Origin of the sequence: Coleofasciculus sp. E2-BRE-01, from assembly GCF_040221695.1 — a bacterium.
Taxonomy (GTDB): domain Bacteria; phylum Cyanobacteriota; class Cyanobacteriia; order Cyanobacteriales; family Coleofasciculaceae; genus Coleofasciculus.
Genome location: NZ_JAVKEA010000056.1, coordinates 1 through 14,250 on the forward strand (window position 1 = coordinate 1; position 14,250 = coordinate 14,250).

The window sequence follows — 14,250 nt, forward strand, 5'->3', positions numbered from 1 at the left end:
TCTTCCCAAGGTATCAACTTCGACATGATTACCCAACGGTAATATGCGTGATAACTTTTCCTCAAAGGGGAGTTGAAAGTTTTCTGGCTCCGTAGGCACTGAGTCTACTTTTCGGTACATCTACCTGATCGGGGGTGCAAGGATATGAAGGGATTTTACCAGATTTCCTTGTATTTGGACAACAGTTCATAGGGTTCTAAGCATTGATAGCTAAGGGTTTTGGCTTTGTGCAGCAAGCCCTAATTATGAGCTGGCTAAAAAAGAACGATGTGCTTGTACCGACTGATTTCTCGGATATATCCTTTACAGCACTGGCTCCGGCTTTAGAGTTTGTCGAGGACATATCTCATTTGCATGTCATCCACGTTCTACTGCCTCTGAGTGCAGTCGATCCCGGTACAATATGGAAAACGGTTACCTCAGAATCTCGACAAAACAACGCTCAATCTTTTCTGAAAAACAAGCTGAGTGAACTGGGGTATGCAGGGGTACAGCATCAGGTTTCGATTGGAACTCCTAGTCATGAAATTGTGGACTATGCCAAAGAAAAAGGAATTGAATTAATTGTTATGCCTACCCACGGACACACAGGTGTCAAGCGGGTTTTAATGGGTTCTGTCGCTGAACAAGTGGTGCGGTTGTCTCCTTGTCCAGTGTTGTTACTCCGTTGAGGGGTAATAGGGTAATGCTATAGCAACCGCCAAGGCGGTTAGGACACAGTAGACTAAAGGTATAGCAATCGCCATAGCGGTTAGGACGCATCATTTGGTAGAGACGTTGCATGCAACGTCTCTACAACAGTTATTGAATTTGGTCAAAGGCTTGCTGGATAAGGATTTTCTTGTTCCCTGTTCCCTGTTCCCTGTTCCCTGTTCCCTGTTCCTGTTCCCTAAAAACTAGAGTTTCCACCACAAGTACCAAAGAGCCTGCAATTTTCTATAATGTATGTAACATTTCTTAACGATAAGGGGAAGCGGATGGATTATCCTAACTTAGCGCAAATTTCAGATCAGCTAGATAGTGCCAACTCCCGCGATCGCATGGTGGCGTTAGCTCACCTCCGTAACGTGCCAGCAGAGGAGGCTGTGCCTTTAATCAAGAAGGTTTTAGATGATCCGAGTTTACAAGTGCGATCGATGGCTGTCTTTGCCTTGGGGGTAAAACAGACAGACGAATGCTACCCCATTTTGGTGAAATTACTTGAAACTGACCCCGATTATGGCATTCGCGCTGATGCCGCCGGAGCCTTAGGATATCTAGAAGATGCCAGAGCTTTTGAATCGTTAGTCCGGACATTCTATGAAGATACACAATGGTTAGTCCGGTTCAGCGCGGCTGTCGCATTAGGCAATATAAAAGATCCCCGCGCCCGTCAAGTTCTCACTCAGGCACTCGATAGTGAAGAAATCGTGGTGCAACAGGCGGCTATCTCCGCATTGGGTGAAATTAAAGCCATCGAAGCCGTGGACGATATCCTGCGCTTTGCCCAATCCCCCGATTGGTTAGTGCGCCAACGATTAGCCGAAGCCTTGGGGAACCTACCCACGGACAAAAGCCAGTCGGCGTTAAAATTCTTGGCAAAAGACAGCCATTCCCAAGTTGCCCAAGCTGCATCTATCTCCCTGAACCGCCTGCAAGAGGCGACAAAGCCAGCCTAAACCTCTGCCCATGGCTTTACTGGAAGTCATGAACAATCAATAATGAACCATAAACAAGCCAGGAGAACGATAAAATCAATTAAAGCTTTGTTAACGTGAAACGTCTGACTTCATGGATATAAAAGAATTTTTTGAGCAGAGTGCTGGTCGATGGTTTTCGCAGCGTACCAGTCACCATCTGGCATTTAAGCAAGCTGAAAATGGTAAATCTGATATTACGATTGAAATGATCGCGGCTGATGCGCCAGAAGTGGTTCAGCTATGCCAACAGTATGAGGTTGATCCAGATTCAGCGATCTGTGGTGCCAGAGTGACGTGGGATGGCACAATGGACTGGGATGAAGAAAAGCATCAAGGTTCAACGGTGCTGGTGCCAGTTGCTGACCCCGATAAGCCCAATGAAGGGAAGCTATTGCGGGAAATGGGCTATGCGGAGAAAGCCCCGGTAGCGGGTCGCTATATTATGGGAGATGATCAGGCGCTGACCTTAATTACCGACTACGAAACCATGTATTCTGAGGAGCGTTTGTGGTTTGCCAGTCCTAACTTACGGCTACGGACAAGCATTTTGAAGCGATTTGGCGGCTTTAGCATGGCGTCTATGTCTTCAGAAATTCGCATGGGCGTAACTAAACCCCCGCAAGAATCACAAGATGCGGCGGCGAAGAGTTAATCGAGGAATAAGTGTTGTGGTGGGAGCTGGGGGAGCTGGGGGAGCTGAGGGAGCTGGGGGAGCTGAGGGAGTTCAGCCCTTTGTCTTTATTGTTCAGCTCTCTCACTTCCTGTTAGGAGAAGCCTAGAGCTAAAGTTCTGGCTAAAAGCTTAAACCCGTTAAAACGGGTTCACCTTTGTTTAACTAAACCCGCCCCGACGCAGGTTTCTAGTGCGGGTGACGGGAATAATTGAGCAGCTTTTTATATTTATATACAGTGAAGCTGGGGAAGATGTTAGCTGTTGGTGTTATTTCTGCTTTCTTGTACTAGGGAGTTAACCTGCTCAATCGGTAAACCTAAGGCTTCTGCTATTTGATTGGCGGTTAATCCCATAGCGAATAATTTGGGAATAGCTTCTCTTCGGGCTTGTTCGGCTTGTTCAGCCCGTTGTCTTTCTTGTTCGGCTCTCTCACTTCCAGTTAGGAGCAAATTACCCTCACTATCCCACCAGCGCAACCAAATTTGAGTTTGATTTTGATAGGTTCCTTGGAGTAATCCCAATTCTATACCTAAAGGTTCAATGGGATAATGGTTTCGCTGATTAGGGTTCATCGGGCGGTAGGAACCATTAACGAAGTGATAAACCTCTAAGTGGTTCGTCTTGATTTCAAAAATACCATAGTAAGGAATCCGGAGAATCTGCTCATAAACCCAAAACTTACCCGGTTTCGTTTTTTCTCCTTGGGATGAACGGGATAATGGTGTGGCATCGCGCTCTTCGGAACCATCGCCACTGGCAAATTCTAAAGCAATCATGGGCGCAATGAATTCGTGCCAAATTACGTAAGAACGGCGAATTTGACCGTCTATTTTGGGGGGAACATTGGGGACATAAAACCAATCGGGAGCTTCTGCTCCTTTTTCTGGGGGTTCTGTTTGTCGCCAGTAGATGCCACAATCTTGTCCAATGGCATATTGCCCGTCGGGATGAATTCTTTCGAGAATGGGTCCGAGGGAGTCGGTGAGAATAAGGCTTTGGGGATGCTCCTGGAAGTTCTTCACGAATTCGCCATTGGATTCAGGGAGTTGGGTATGATCCGGGAACGGAGGAGGTAGAACATTGGGTTCTAGGCTCTGGGTCATGGGAATTGCGTCTGCGATCGGGTTGCCCTATTATAACGATTGTCCGCGATCGCAAAGGCGGAGTTTCCTTTGACGAATGACAAATGACGAATGACAAATGACAAATGACAAATGACTTACCTCTGTTGCGCCGCCCGCATCGATAAACCAATTCGCTTTAACTTCTCATCCACAGAAAGAACCCGCACATTTACAACTTGTCCCACTTTGACAATTTCTTTGGGATCTTCCACAAATCGATCCGCCAGTTGGGAAATATGCACCAACCCATCCTGATGCACGCCAATATCTACAAATGCGCCAAAATTCGCCACATTCGTGACAATTCCTTCTAATTCCATCCCCACTTTTAGGTCAGACATTTCCTTCACGCCTTCCTTAAATGTGGCATATTTAAACTCAGCACGGGGATCACGTCCCGGCTTTTCTAATTCCCGGATAATGTCTTTCAGGGTGGGTAAGCCAACGGTATCCGTCACATATTTCTTTAAATCAATAGATTTGAGCCGATCGGCGGCTTTAGGGATTTGTTTCAGGGGAACCCCAATATCTTTCGCGATCGCTTCCACGACTGGATAACTCTCTGGATGCACAGCGGTATTGTCTAAGGGGTTATCGCCACCGCGAATTCTCAGGAATCCGGCGGATTGTTCAAAGGCTTTGGGTCCTAATTTGGCGACTTTCAGCAGACGGCGACGATTTGGAAATGCGCCATTTTCATTCCGATAGGTGACGATATTTTTGGCAATGGTTGGAGTTAAACCAGACACAAAGGTTAATAACTCTTTCGACGCCGTATTCAGATCCACACCCACATAGTTGACACAACTTTCTACCGTGTCATCCAGCTTCTTTCTGAGTAACTTTTGATCCACATCATGCTGGTATTGTCCCACGCCAATGGATTTAGGATCAATTTTCACCAATTCCGCCAAAGGATCTTGTAAACGGCGTCCAATACTAATCGCCCCGCGCACGGTAACATCTTGATCCGGAAATTCTTCTCGCGCTACATCACTCGCCGAATAGATAGACGCACCCGATTCATTTACAATCACGCTAATCGGTTTCCGATCTAGGGTTTTAATTACTTCTCCGACAAACTCATCGGTTTCCCGCGATGCTGTACCATTGCCGATCGCGATTAATTCAATCTGGTATTTTTCAATCAGGGTTTTGACTGTGGTAGCCGCTTGGGTAGGTTTTCCAGTATGGGGAAAAATGGTTTGGTATTCCATAAACTTCCCCGTTTCATTTAATACCGCCACTTTACACCCGGTTCGCAATCCCGGATCAATGGCTAACGTAGGTTTCATTCCCGCTGGGGGAGAAAGTAGGAGTTCTCGTAAATTAGCTTCAAAAGTTTTAATCGATTCAAAATCAGCATACGCTTTACGATCTGCCCGCACTTCCGTAATTAGGGAATTTTTCATCAAACGGTTAAAGCCATCATGCAACAGATCCCGATAGAAGTTCCGCACCTCTGGAATTTTCGTGCGAATCGTTTCTGATTCTAAATAAGACTGGACAAACTCTTGATCAAACTCCAGATTCAGGCTTAAAATTCCCTCACTCTCTCCCCGAAATAATGCCAACATATTATGCGGCGCAATATCCTTTGCCTTGATTTGGAAATTGCGGTACATTTCATATTTGGTACTACCTTCAGGATAATCGTCTTTAATCTTGGAGACAAATCGCCCATTTTTCATTAAATAGTCGCGCAGGTATGCCCGGAATTCGGCAGTTTCGGCGATTTCTTCGGCTAAGATATCAGACGCCCCTTTCAGCGCATCGGCGGCGGTTTTGATGCCCTTTTCTTCATCAATATAATTGGTGGCTTCTGCTTCTAAGGAGACGGGTTTGGCGGTGGGAGTATTCAGGGATTTAATAAATTCAGCCAGGGGTTCTAATCCTTTTTCCCGCGCAACGGTAGCTCTAGTGCGACGCTTGGGGCGATAAGGGAGGTAAAGGTCTTCTAACTCATTTTTCTGGAAACAGGACTCAATTTTCGCCTTCAGTTCATCCGTCAGTTTCCCTTGAGACGCGATCGCCTCCAGAATCGTGGCTTTGCGTTCTTCGAGTTCACTCAGGTAGGCGTAGCGTTCTGCGATCGCGCGAATTTGGACTTCATCCAGAGAATCGGTTCGTTCTTTCCGATACCGGGAAATAAAGGGAATCGTGGCGCCCTCAGCTAAAAGAGACAGGGTATTTTCCACCTGATTGGCGGAGAGGGAAAGCTCTTGTGCTAGGACGGAGGGAATATTCAGCATATTCGTCATTTGTCATTTGTCATTTGTCATTCGTCATCCTCACGAAGCGCCAATATAAGCTATGTTTCTGTAAGGGTTGGATAACTCTTTACATAACTTCATCTAGTTGAGTTGACTGACTTAGAGTTAACATTATACCTTAAATCATTGGGAAAAGTTTGGATAAATCGAGAACCAAATCGGCAAAATAGGGCAACTCTCTTGTCTGATCCGGCAATATAATTTGTCTTAAACCGTATCCAAAACTATTCTGCCCTTTGTGAAAAGGCTGGCTATAGGCTTCTACGTGATTGTCGATTAAATTAAAGAGCCAATAATCAGAAATACCCGCTTCAGCATAGAGTGGTAGTTTAATCTCTCGGTCATACTTTAGCGTTGAATCAGCAATTTCTATGACCAATAAAACGTCCTCAGCTTTGGGTAGCGAAAAGCGATAATTATCTGCTCGTTTCCGTAAAATAGCAAAATCGGGTTCTGGTTCGCTATTGGATGACAAAATAATCTGATCTTGACATTGTAACTTAGCTCGACCTGTCACCAATCCCGCCAGTTCTTCGAGTAAATCTCGACAACAATTAGTATGGGCTGTGCCTTTCGCCGCCATCTGCATGATTTCTCCACGAATTAATTCCACTCGGTCATCTTCGGTGAAAAATCCCAACTCTGCTAAACGGTGATAGTCCTCAAGCGTGAAGCGTTTAGCTGTTGTGGATGTCATAGGTATCAGTGGTCATATCGTCTAGACTACTACCAGATCCCCGACTTCTTGAACAAGTCGGGGATCTTAATTCGCTCCTGTCAAGCGTAACGAATCCCCCCCAGAGAGAATGCTCACTTCCAGGTTAGCGATCGCGAACTGATCCGTTTACCCAACACCCGGCTGGGAAAACAAAGCAACTCCAGCCAAATCAGTTTCAGATAAAACGCCTGTCTATATCGCGCAAACAGTCGAATTTTCTGCCATAAAAGCAATAATTGCAGTTTCAGCCGAACGGTGAATTCCCTGGTTAGCATAACTCTGTTGGTGTTGTAGGTTAAACAGCCTTGGGTTGAAACTCAAGCAACTCAAAGCTCAAGTCAGAATCGAGCTGACTGGATAAGAGTTTTAGTCCATTTTAATGGACTTTAGCTTTTAGCCAAGAACTTGAGTTCTTGGCGAATGCTGGGGCTTTGTGACAAAGGTGTATTAACCCAAAACCAACCGCCCCAATCGATTCATGCGATAATGCACAAGATACCCGGTGGACTTGCACTCCCAATCATGACTTATGCTCAGACAACTTGGTTTTTGGATACTCTGGGTCAGCTTTCTCGCTTATGCCTTTCTGTTTGCGCCTCCCCAGCAACCCGACACCTTTGACCTGATTACCAATCTTTCCACAGGCAACTGGGATGGGATTAATCCCCTAATTATTGCCCTATTCAACATCATGGGCATACTACCGCTAGCATACGCCTGCTTCGTGTTTATTGATGGACGAGGGCAAAAAATCCCCGCGTGGCTGTTTGCTACCGTTTCCTTTGGTGTGGGGGCGTTTGCGTTACTCCCCTATCTCGCCTTACGTCAACCCAATCCTGAATTTCCTGGCTCAAAAAATATCGTCCTGGGTATTCTCGATTCCCGTTGGTTAGGTGCTGTTCTCACCCTCGGCACCTTGGTATTACTAGGATTTGGCATCCTCAACGGCGATTGGGCAAACTTTATCCAGCAGTGGCAAACCAGTCGTTTTATCCATGTGATGAGCCTGGACTTTTGTCTATTGTGCTTGCTTTTCCCGGCACTGGTGGGCGATGATATGGCACGACGCGGCATAAATAATCCCACCCTATTTTGGGCAGTTTCCCTGATACCGTTAATTGGGTCATTGGTTTATCTGTGTCTGCGTCCCCCTCTTCCCGACACCGAGGAAGCCATGGCAACCGCTTAAACTTTAGCGGATTCTCAGCAAAAATTAATTCAACTTCAGTTCACTAGAAGATGTTGGTGTTGGCAAGCCCAGAAATGCGTCGGGTAAGTAGGGGCAAGTTTAATGGATAAACTCTGTCAATATCCATTCATTTTGACTGTGTTGATTCCCTGTTCTATGTTCTATAACAAAAAACGTAGCTTGCTTCTCGCTTGCGCGAGTAGGACAAATGACAAATGACGAATGACCAAGGACAAACACTATGACGTATCTAGAAACAACCGCAGAATTCTACAGTGAAGTCGCCCAAACCCCGGAAGTGGGGTTATGTTGTGTGCAGAGTTCTCCCCTGCAACTCCCCGGACTGAACATTCCCCAGCAAATGCAGGAAATGAACTATGGTTGTGGAACCACCGTTCATCCGGCGGAACTGATAAACGAGCCAACGGTACTCTATTTGGGCGTGGGTGGTGGTTTAGAAGCCCTGCAATTTGCCTATTTTTCCCGACGTCCCGGTCATATCATTGCCGTTGATCCCGTCCCCGCCATGCGGGAAGCGGCGACACGTAACCTAGAAAGCGCGGCTCAAGATAATCCTTGGTTTGACCCAAGTTTTATCGACATTCGTGAAGGCGATGCCTTTGACCTACCTGTACCCGATGCTTCGGTTGATGTCGTTGCTCAAAATTGTCTATTTAATATCTTTGAACCCGCAGACCTAACTAAAGCCTTGCAAGAAGCCTATCGGGTGCTAAAAATTGGCGGACGCTTGATTATGAGTGACCCCATCGCCACCCGTCCGATTCCTGACCATTTACGCCAAGATGAACGGTTACGGGCAATGTGCTTATCGGGTGCTTTAACATACAACGAGTATATTCAACATTTGGTTCATGTTGGGTTTGGTCAAGTAGAAATCCGGGCGCGGCGTCCTTATCGGCTATTGGATTGTCAAAGTTATAAGTTAGATGAGCCGTTGCTGCTGGAAAGTTTAGATTCTGTGGCATTCAAAGTGCCGATTCCGGAAGATGGTGCTTGCATTTTCACCGGAAAAACGGCGATTTACAGTGGAAGCCAAGACGTTTTTGATGATAACGCGGGTCATGTTCTGCAAAAAGGTGTTCCGGCGTCGGTGTGTGATAAAACTGCGGCTAACCTGGCGATGTCTAAGGATATTCTGATTACTGATTCCACCTGGCATTACACTGGCGGCGGTTGCTGTTAAAAGTGAGGTAAAGTAAGCAAGATCACCGACTTCTTGGAGAAGTCGGTGATCTACCTGTGTACGCAGTTTTGGCTTGTCTGCATAGTTCTAATCCATTGATTCCTGGTGTGGCATAAGGTGTTTAGGCTAAAGCCCTTACTACGAACTACGAATGTTCTAATATCACTCAAGAATAGCTCTGACTTCTTCTACGGAAAGATTACAAGCTGTGGCAATTTGTTCTAGGCTTAGACCTAAGGAGAAGAGTCGAGTTACGGTTTGTTGCAGCGCTTGTTCTGCCCGTTGACGTTCTTGTTCTGCACGTTGACGTTCTTGTTCTGCCCGTTGTGGATAAAGATTACCTTGTTCGTCGTACCAAAATAACCATTCCCTTGTCCAATCTACGTAGGTTCCTTGACCTCGACCAATCCCTAAACCGACTTCCGGCATCCAGTAGGGTTCCCCGGTTTGTAAAATATATTCTCCCTGTTCTAAACGATACACCTCAAAGGGTTGATGTTCATCTCTTTGCCAGTGGCTGGGGTTGTAAATCACATAGTAAAGCACTCCCAACTGAGTATATTTGTCTTTTTTATCTCCATATTCATCGTTGTATTTTTTGGAGACAATTTCTATTGCCAGAATAGGAGGAATATTGTTTTCTTCCCATAAGACATAGCTGAGTCGTCCTGATTCGCTTGAGCGCCTCGGTACACCGATACTCAAAAAACCGTCGGGTACGAGTGCAGGTTGGCGTTTGTTTTCGTAGAGGTAGTAGATGCCCATATCTACGCCCAAAAACCAATCTTGGCGGTCTTGCCAGATGAACGCCAAAATAGAAAGAAGTAAGTTGGGAATTAGGTTTTGGAGTTCATTATCCACAGGGGTATCATCGGAGCAGGGTAGTTCTTGGCTCGTGGGTAGACGGGAAAGTGGTTCAAATTGTACCATCTGTGATTACTCTCAACTGGAGAATGACTATTAATTCTAGGATAGACGCGATTGTCTGAAGTGTTCCTGCTCCCCCTGCTTCCCCCGCTCGCCATCGTTCCACGCCTAGGAGTCTCTTTTTTTACCTTAAGTTGACACCAATGCGCCGTGCGCCCCTACGGTTTTCCAGCGTAAGCCGCGTCACTATATAGCAACCGCCACGTCTCTACCTTACACCCCAGCTACAATTAAGGAGATGTTTCAAGAAAAGTTGATGCAAGTCACCGCCTCCCCGACCAATCTGAGCCTGATTACTTCCAGCTTCCATGCTCTATCTGACCCAATTCGGATCAAACTACTGGAACTGTTGCGAGAACAGGAATTGTGTGTGTGTGAACTCTGCGAAATGCTGGAGGTAAGTCAGTCGAAGTTATCGTTTCACTTGAAAACTCTCAAAGAAGCTAGCTTGGTTCGCGCCCGTCAGCAAGGGCGTTGGGTTTATTACAGCCTGAATTTGCCTCAGTTTGTGCTGTTAGAACAATATTTGGCAGAATACCGCCGCTTTAGCCCCATTTTACCTGGTCGTCCCTGTGCGGAGTAATACCTGGGGTTCAAGGGCGTAGGGGTGTAGAGACGTAGCATGGCGCGTCTCTACAATTGTCTGGTATCAACTTTTTTTGGAGTATCGCTATAATCAGCCTTCTGCCCTCTGTCTCCTGCCTCTGGAGTCGTGGCTACTGCACGACATCGCCTCAATCTGGAATATAAGGGCTTGACAAATCAATTTTTTTTGAAATGATAAAAGTAATCCCATAGTTCTAGAAGGGGGTCGAGTTCAATGAAGGTTATCCCCAGACCACAAATCCTGCCATGGACGAAATTGCCGCTAATCGCAATAGTTACGGCACTCTTGGGCGCCTGTTCCCAAGTCCAGTCGCAGTCGCCCCAACCGATTGAAATTGATGGTTCGAGTACGGTGTATCCGATTACGAAGACTGTTGCGGAGACATTTAATGCCATGACAAAAGCGCCCGTCAACGTCACCGTGGGCTTTTCGGGTACAGGGGGTGGGTTTGAAAAGTTCTGTGCTGGCGAAACCGATATTAATGATGCCTCTCGCCCGATTCAAGCCGATGAGATGGCAGCCTGCAAACAAGCAGGGGTGGCTTATATTGAACTTCCCGTTGCCTTTGATGCGATTACTGTCGTGGTGAATCCCGAAAATGATTGGGTAGAGAGTCTCACGGTAGCAGAGTTGAAAAAAATCTGGGCACCCGAAGCCCAACGCCAAATCACCCAATGGAATCAAGTACGGGAGTCTTTTCCCCAGAAACCGTTAATTTTATATGGTCCGGGGACAGATTCTGGTACGTTTGATTACTTTACCGAAGCCATCGTCGGTGAAGCGGGGTCAAGTCGTAGCGATTATACTGCCAGTGAGGATGATGAAATTCTGGCACAGGGAGTGAATCAAGACCCCAATGCATTGGGCTATTTTGGTTTAGCCTATTACGAAACCAATCAAGATACATTAAAAGCGATCGCGGTCGATAGTGGCAAGGGGGCTGTCTTGCCCTCACGTCAAACCGTTGAGGATGCAACCTATCAACCCCTAACTCGACCGTTGTTTATCTACGTTAACGCGGCGGCTGCCCAGAAAAACCCAGCGTTAGGAGAATTTGTGGCGTTTTACCTGGAGAACGCCCCAGAAATTGTTAGTTCGGTTGGCTATATACCGCTACCAGACGAGGGGTATCACCTAGCTAACGTGCATTTCTTTCAAAACAAGGTAGGCACTGTCTTTGACGGCAACGCTGAATTTAATCTCACCCTTGGTGAGTTGTTACGCAAACAGAAAAAGTTTTAACCATTAACGGTTGCATTTTGAGTCATTCCTATGAGTACTAATTCATCTAACGCCACAACATCGCCACCCCAAGTTGGGGGTCAACTCAGTGTCTTTGAAAAATATCTCACCGTTTGGGTGGTACTCTGCATTCTTGCGGGTATCGCCCTGGGTAAATTATTTCCCGGTGTAGCGGTGACACTGGATGCCATGAGTGTTTATCAGGTATCTATTCCTATCGCCATCTGCCTGTTTTTCATGATGTATCCGATTATGGTGAAAATTGATTTCACCCAAGCAACTCAGGCAGTGCGTGCGCCGAAACCCGTGATTTTAACCATGGTGGTGAATTGGTTAATTAAACCGTTCACGATGGTGGTTTTTGCCCAGTTTTTCCTGGGTTGGCTGTTTCAGCCTTTGCTATCGCAAACGGAGATTATTCGCGGGGCGGAGGTTACTTTGGCAAATTCTTACATCGCTGGGGCAATTTTATTAGGGATTGCTCCTTGTACGGCGATGGTTTTGATGTGGGGGTATCTGTCTTACAGTAATCAAGGGCATACCTTGGTGATGGTGGCGGTGAATTCGTTGGTGATGTTGTTTCTGTATGCTCCCTTAGGACGATGGTTATTAGCGGCGAATAATTTAACGGTTCCCTGGCAAACGATTGTGTTATCGGTACTGATTTATGTGGGGTTGCCGTTGGCGGCGGGGATGTATAGTCGGTATTGGATTTTTAAACATAAGGGCAAAGAGTGGTTTGAACGGCGATTTATTAAATACCTGAGTCCGATTTCGATTGCGGCGCTTTTAATTACACTGGTTCTGTTATTTGCGTTTAAAGGAGAATTGATTATTAATAATCCGCTGCATATTTTGCTGATTGCTGTGCCGTTGTTTATTCAGACGAATTTCATTTTCTTTATCGCTTATGTGGCGGCGTTGAAGTTGAATTTGGCGTATGAAGATGCGGCTCCGGCAGCGTTAATCGGCGCGAGTAATCATTTTGAAGTGGCAATTGCGACGGCGGTGATGCTGTTTGGCTTGAATTCGGGGGCGGCGTTGGCGACGGTTGTTGGGGTGTTAATTGAAGTGCCTGTAATGTTGATGTTGGTGGAATTTTGTAAGCGAACGGCGATGTGGTTTCCACGGGAACCGGAGAAGGCAACGTTGCGTGATCCGCGTTGTCTTGCGCGTTGAGTGGGGGGATTAAGGGGGTTGGAGAGTTATGTTTTTTTAACGCAGAGGACGCAGAGGTTGGCGCAGAGGTTCGCAGAGGGGGTTTGCGGTATTGATTTGGAAGTTTTATTGGGTTGGAGAAGGAAGAGGTTATTGTGATGAAATCGATTATGTTTGTGTGTAAGCAAAATTCCTGTCGTTCCCAAATGGCAGAAGGATTTGCTCGCACGTTAGGAGAGGGTAAAGTAGCGGTGACGAGTTCGGGGTTGGAGGCGTCTGAGGTGAATCCTACGGCGGTTAAGGTGATGTCGGAAGTTGGGATTGATATTAGTGATCAAGTGTCTCAGCCGTTGAGTGATTTTAAGGCTGAAGATTATAATGCTGTGATTTCTTTGTGTGGGTGTGGGGTAAATTTGCCTGAACCTTGGATATTGCGGGAGGTGTTTCAGGATTGGCAATTGGATGATCCGGCGGGTGAACCGATAGAGACGTTTCGGCGAGTACGAGATGAAATTAAAGAGCGAGTTGTTCAGTTAATTGATGCATTGAGTTAAGTTAAATGGCACTGAATTTAGAGTTTGTAGTAAGCGCTAAAGCGCTTCTGGCACTAAAGTGGCTACTACGAACTTAGCGCCCTCACCCCCAACCCCTCTCCCAAGCTTGGGAGAGGGGAGCTATTTATATTCTCTGACTAGGGCTTGACCTTATACCTAGGTATAAGCTTTATGATTAAGGCACTGGATTCTGATATGAGCTGGGGCAATATGCTTCAAGTTGGTGAAGTGGCGCGTAAGTTGGGACTTAATCCCCAAACCCTTTATTTTTATGAACGGATTGGATTGATTCCGAGTCCGAAACGTACCGAGGCTGGATATCGCTTGTTTGATGACCAGGATATTGAACGGTTGTCCTTTATTAGTCGGGCGAAGGGGTTAGGTTTAAGCCTGGACGAAATTAAAGATTTACTGGTATTGCAAGATGGCGATTCTCTGTCTTGTGGTGAAGTTTATCAGCGATTGCTGAGAAAAGTTCAGCAAATTGAAGATAATATCCAGCAATTGCAACAGCTACGAGCAGAACTTTTGCCTTTGCTAAATCAGTGTCAAGAAAATGCTCAACGGTTGGGTGAAGAACGCCAGTGTGTTGTCTTTAAGGATGTTGATTCTAACGGGGAAGACAAGGCTGGACTATTTGATCACGATGCCAATTCTTATGAGGTGTTAAGTATGGATACGCTGACAGTAGAAATTCTGGGAACGGGCTGTAAAAAATGCCATCAATTAGAGGAAAATGCCCGAAGTGCGATCGCGTCTTTAAACTGAAGTTCCCCTTTGACAAATAGCTACACTGTATGCGTATCCCGGCTTAGGGCGATTTGACTTTCGGGTTCACTGGGTACAAATCAGGCTAACGCCCAATAAATCTAAAGCTTTCCTTTGCACAGGAGTCGGTTCTGT

15 protein-coding genes are annotated in these 14,250 nt (G+C 46.2%); 10 read left to right on the forward strand and 5 right to left on the reverse strand.

The features are described from left to right. The first annotated feature begins 203 nt into the window (after positions 1 to 203). The 3 genes from RIG66_RS06245 (at position 204) to RIG66_RS06255 (ending at position 2,331) form a co-directional block, all read left to right on the forward strand. Positions 204 to 671, forward strand: a complete 468-nt coding sequence (locus tag RIG66_RS06245) for a universal stress protein (protein ID WP_446376234.1) — start codon at positions 204 to 206, stop codon at positions 669 to 671. 306 nt (positions 672 to 977) lie between these two features. Continuing rightward, positions 978 to 1,658: a HEAT repeat domain-containing protein gene (locus RIG66_RS06250; protein WP_446376236.1), complete on the forward strand. Its 681-nt coding sequence runs from the start codon at positions 978 to 980 to the stop codon at positions 1,656 to 1,658. Positions 1,659 to 1,770: 112 nt separating this feature from the next. Then, entirely contained in the window at positions 1,771 to 2,331 is a 561-nt protein-coding gene (locus tag RIG66_RS06255) for a phycobiliprotein lyase (protein WP_446376238.1), read from the forward strand. 274 nt (positions 2,332 to 2,605) lie between these two features. Here RIG66_RS06255 and RIG66_RS06260 read toward each other — a convergent pair whose 3' ends face one another. The 4 genes from RIG66_RS06260 to RIG66_RS06275 all read right to left on the reverse strand — a co-directional run bounded on the left by RIG66_RS06260 (position 2,606) and on the right by RIG66_RS06275 (position 6,741). Beyond that, positions 2,606 to 3,454, reverse strand: coding sequence for a Uma2 family endonuclease (locus RIG66_RS06260; RefSeq protein ID WP_446376240.1), 849 nt, complete (start codon positions 3,452 to 3,454; stop codon positions 2,606 to 2,608). 116 nt (positions 3,455 to 3,570) lie between these two features. Then, the gene (locus tag RIG66_RS06265) at positions 3,571 to 5,727 is read right to left on the reverse strand and encodes a Tex family protein (protein WP_446376258.1); all 2,157 of its coding nucleotides are present in this window, start codon (positions 5,725 to 5,727) and stop codon (positions 3,571 to 3,573) included. A gap of 139 nt (positions 5,728 to 5,866) precedes the next feature. Then, positions 5,867 to 6,445: a Uma2 family endonuclease gene (locus tag RIG66_RS06270; RefSeq protein WP_446376242.1), complete on the reverse strand. Its 579-nt coding sequence runs from the start codon at positions 6,443 to 6,445 to the stop codon at positions 5,867 to 5,869. Positions 6,446 to 6,558: 113 nt separating this feature from the next. Further along, positions 6,559 to 6,741, reverse strand: coding sequence for a hypothetical protein (locus tag RIG66_RS06275; protein WP_006097870.1), 183 nt, complete (start codon positions 6,739 to 6,741; stop codon positions 6,559 to 6,561). A 254-nt stretch (positions 6,742 to 6,995) separates the two neighbouring features. On the opposite strand from RIG66_RS06275, the gene RIG66_RS06280 reads away from it, so the two are divergent. Beyond that, positions 6,996 to 7,655 carry a DUF2834 domain-containing protein gene (locus RIG66_RS06280; protein ID WP_446376244.1) on the forward strand — a complete coding sequence of 220 codons (660 nt, stop codon included), beginning with the start codon at positions 6,996 to 6,998 and terminating at the stop codon, positions 7,653 to 7,655. Between the two features lie 241 nt (positions 7,656 to 7,896). Then, the gene (arsM, locus tag RIG66_RS06285) at positions 7,897 to 8,859 is read left to right on the forward strand and encodes an arsenosugar biosynthesis arsenite methyltransferase ArsM (RefSeq protein WP_446376246.1); all 963 of its coding nucleotides are present in this window, start codon (positions 7,897 to 7,899) and stop codon (positions 8,857 to 8,859) included. Between the two features lie 162 nt (positions 8,860 to 9,021). Here the strand turns inward: arsM and RIG66_RS06290 are convergent, their stop codons facing one another. Then, positions 9,022 to 9,789: a Uma2 family endonuclease gene (locus RIG66_RS06290; protein ID WP_446376248.1), complete on the reverse strand. Its 768-nt coding sequence runs from the start codon at positions 9,787 to 9,789 to the stop codon at positions 9,022 to 9,024. 235 nt (positions 9,790 to 10,024) lie between these two features. On the opposite strand from RIG66_RS06290, the gene RIG66_RS06295 reads away from it, so the two are divergent. The 5 genes from RIG66_RS06295 to RIG66_RS06315 all read left to right on the forward strand — a co-directional run bounded on the left by RIG66_RS06295 (position 10,025) and on the right by RIG66_RS06315 (position 14,115). After that, positions 10,025 to 10,369, forward strand: a complete 345-nt coding sequence (locus tag RIG66_RS06295; RefSeq protein WP_446376250.1) for an ArsR/SmtB family transcription factor — start codon at positions 10,025 to 10,027, stop codon at positions 10,367 to 10,369. Between the two features lie 237 nt (positions 10,370 to 10,606). Further along, positions 10,607 to 11,635 (forward strand): PstS family phosphate ABC transporter substrate-binding protein, encoded by a 1,029-nt coding sequence (locus tag RIG66_RS06300; protein WP_446376252.1) that lies wholly within the window; start codon positions 10,607 to 10,609, stop codon positions 11,633 to 11,635. Between the two features lie 30 nt (positions 11,636 to 11,665). Continuing rightward, positions 11,666 to 12,814, forward strand: coding sequence for an ACR3 family arsenite efflux transporter (arsB, locus tag RIG66_RS06305; RefSeq protein ID WP_446376254.1), 1,149 nt, complete (start codon positions 11,666 to 11,668; stop codon positions 12,812 to 12,814). A gap of 137 nt (positions 12,815 to 12,951) precedes the next feature. Then, positions 12,952 to 13,347 carry an arsenate reductase, glutathione/glutaredoxin type gene (arsC, locus tag RIG66_RS06310; RefSeq protein ID WP_446376260.1) on the forward strand — a complete coding sequence of 132 codons (396 nt, stop codon included), beginning with the start codon at positions 12,952 to 12,954 and terminating at the stop codon, positions 13,345 to 13,347. Positions 13,348 to 13,518: 171 nt separating this feature from the next. After that, positions 13,519 to 14,115 (forward strand): MerR family DNA-binding protein, encoded by a 597-nt coding sequence (locus RIG66_RS06315; RefSeq protein ID WP_446376256.1) that lies wholly within the window; start codon positions 13,519 to 13,521, stop codon positions 14,113 to 14,115. Positions 14,116 to 14,250: the final 135 nt, after the last annotated feature.

What these genes read in the sequence shown, in the direction of transcription:
- RIG66_RS06250 (WP_446376236.1), top strand. Translation starts at nt 978, where the DNA reads ATGGATTATCCTAACTTAGCGCAAATTTCAGATCAGCTAGATAGTGCC.
- RIG66_RS06255 (WP_446376238.1), top strand. Translation starts at nt 1,771, where the DNA reads ATGGATATAAAAGAATTTTTTGAGCAGAGTGCTGGTCGATGGTTTTCG.
- RIG66_RS06260 (WP_446376240.1), bottom strand. Translation starts at nt 3,454, where the DNA reads ATGACCCAGAGCCTAGAACCCAATGTTCTACCTCCTCCGTTCCCGGAT.
- RIG66_RS06265 (WP_446376258.1), bottom strand. Translation starts at nt 5,727, where the DNA reads ATGCTGAATATTCCCTCCGTCCTAGCACAAGAGCTTTCCCTCTCCGCC.
- RIG66_RS06270 (WP_446376242.1), bottom strand. Translation starts at nt 6,445, where the DNA reads ATGACATCCACAACAGCTAAACGCTTCACGCTTGAGGACTATCACCGT.
- RIG66_RS06275 (WP_006097870.1), bottom strand. Translation starts at nt 6,741, where the DNA reads ATGCTAACCAGGGAATTCACCGTTCGGCTGAAACTGCAATTATTGCTT.
- RIG66_RS06280 (WP_446376244.1), top strand. Translation starts at nt 6,996, where the DNA reads ATGCTCAGACAACTTGGTTTTTGGATACTCTGGGTCAGCTTTCTCGCT.
- arsM (WP_446376246.1), top strand. Translation starts at nt 7,897, where the DNA reads ATGACGTATCTAGAAACAACCGCAGAATTCTACAGTGAAGTCGCCCAA.
- RIG66_RS06290 (WP_446376248.1), bottom strand. Translation starts at nt 9,789, where the DNA reads ATGGTACAATTTGAACCACTTTCCCGTCTACCCACGAGCCAAGAACTA.
- RIG66_RS06295 (WP_446376250.1), top strand. Translation starts at nt 10,025, where the DNA reads ATGTTTCAAGAAAAGTTGATGCAAGTCACCGCCTCCCCGACCAATCTG.
- RIG66_RS06300 (WP_446376252.1), top strand. Translation starts at nt 10,607, where the DNA reads ATGAAGGTTATCCCCAGACCACAAATCCTGCCATGGACGAAATTGCCG.
- arsB (WP_446376254.1), top strand. Translation starts at nt 11,666, where the DNA reads ATGAGTACTAATTCATCTAACGCCACAACATCGCCACCCCAAGTTGGG.
- arsC (WP_446376260.1), top strand. Translation starts at nt 12,952, where the DNA reads ATGAAATCGATTATGTTTGTGTGTAAGCAAAATTCCTGTCGTTCCCAA.
- RIG66_RS06315 (WP_446376256.1), top strand. Translation starts at nt 13,519, where the DNA reads ATGATTAAGGCACTGGATTCTGATATGAGCTGGGGCAATATGCTTCAA.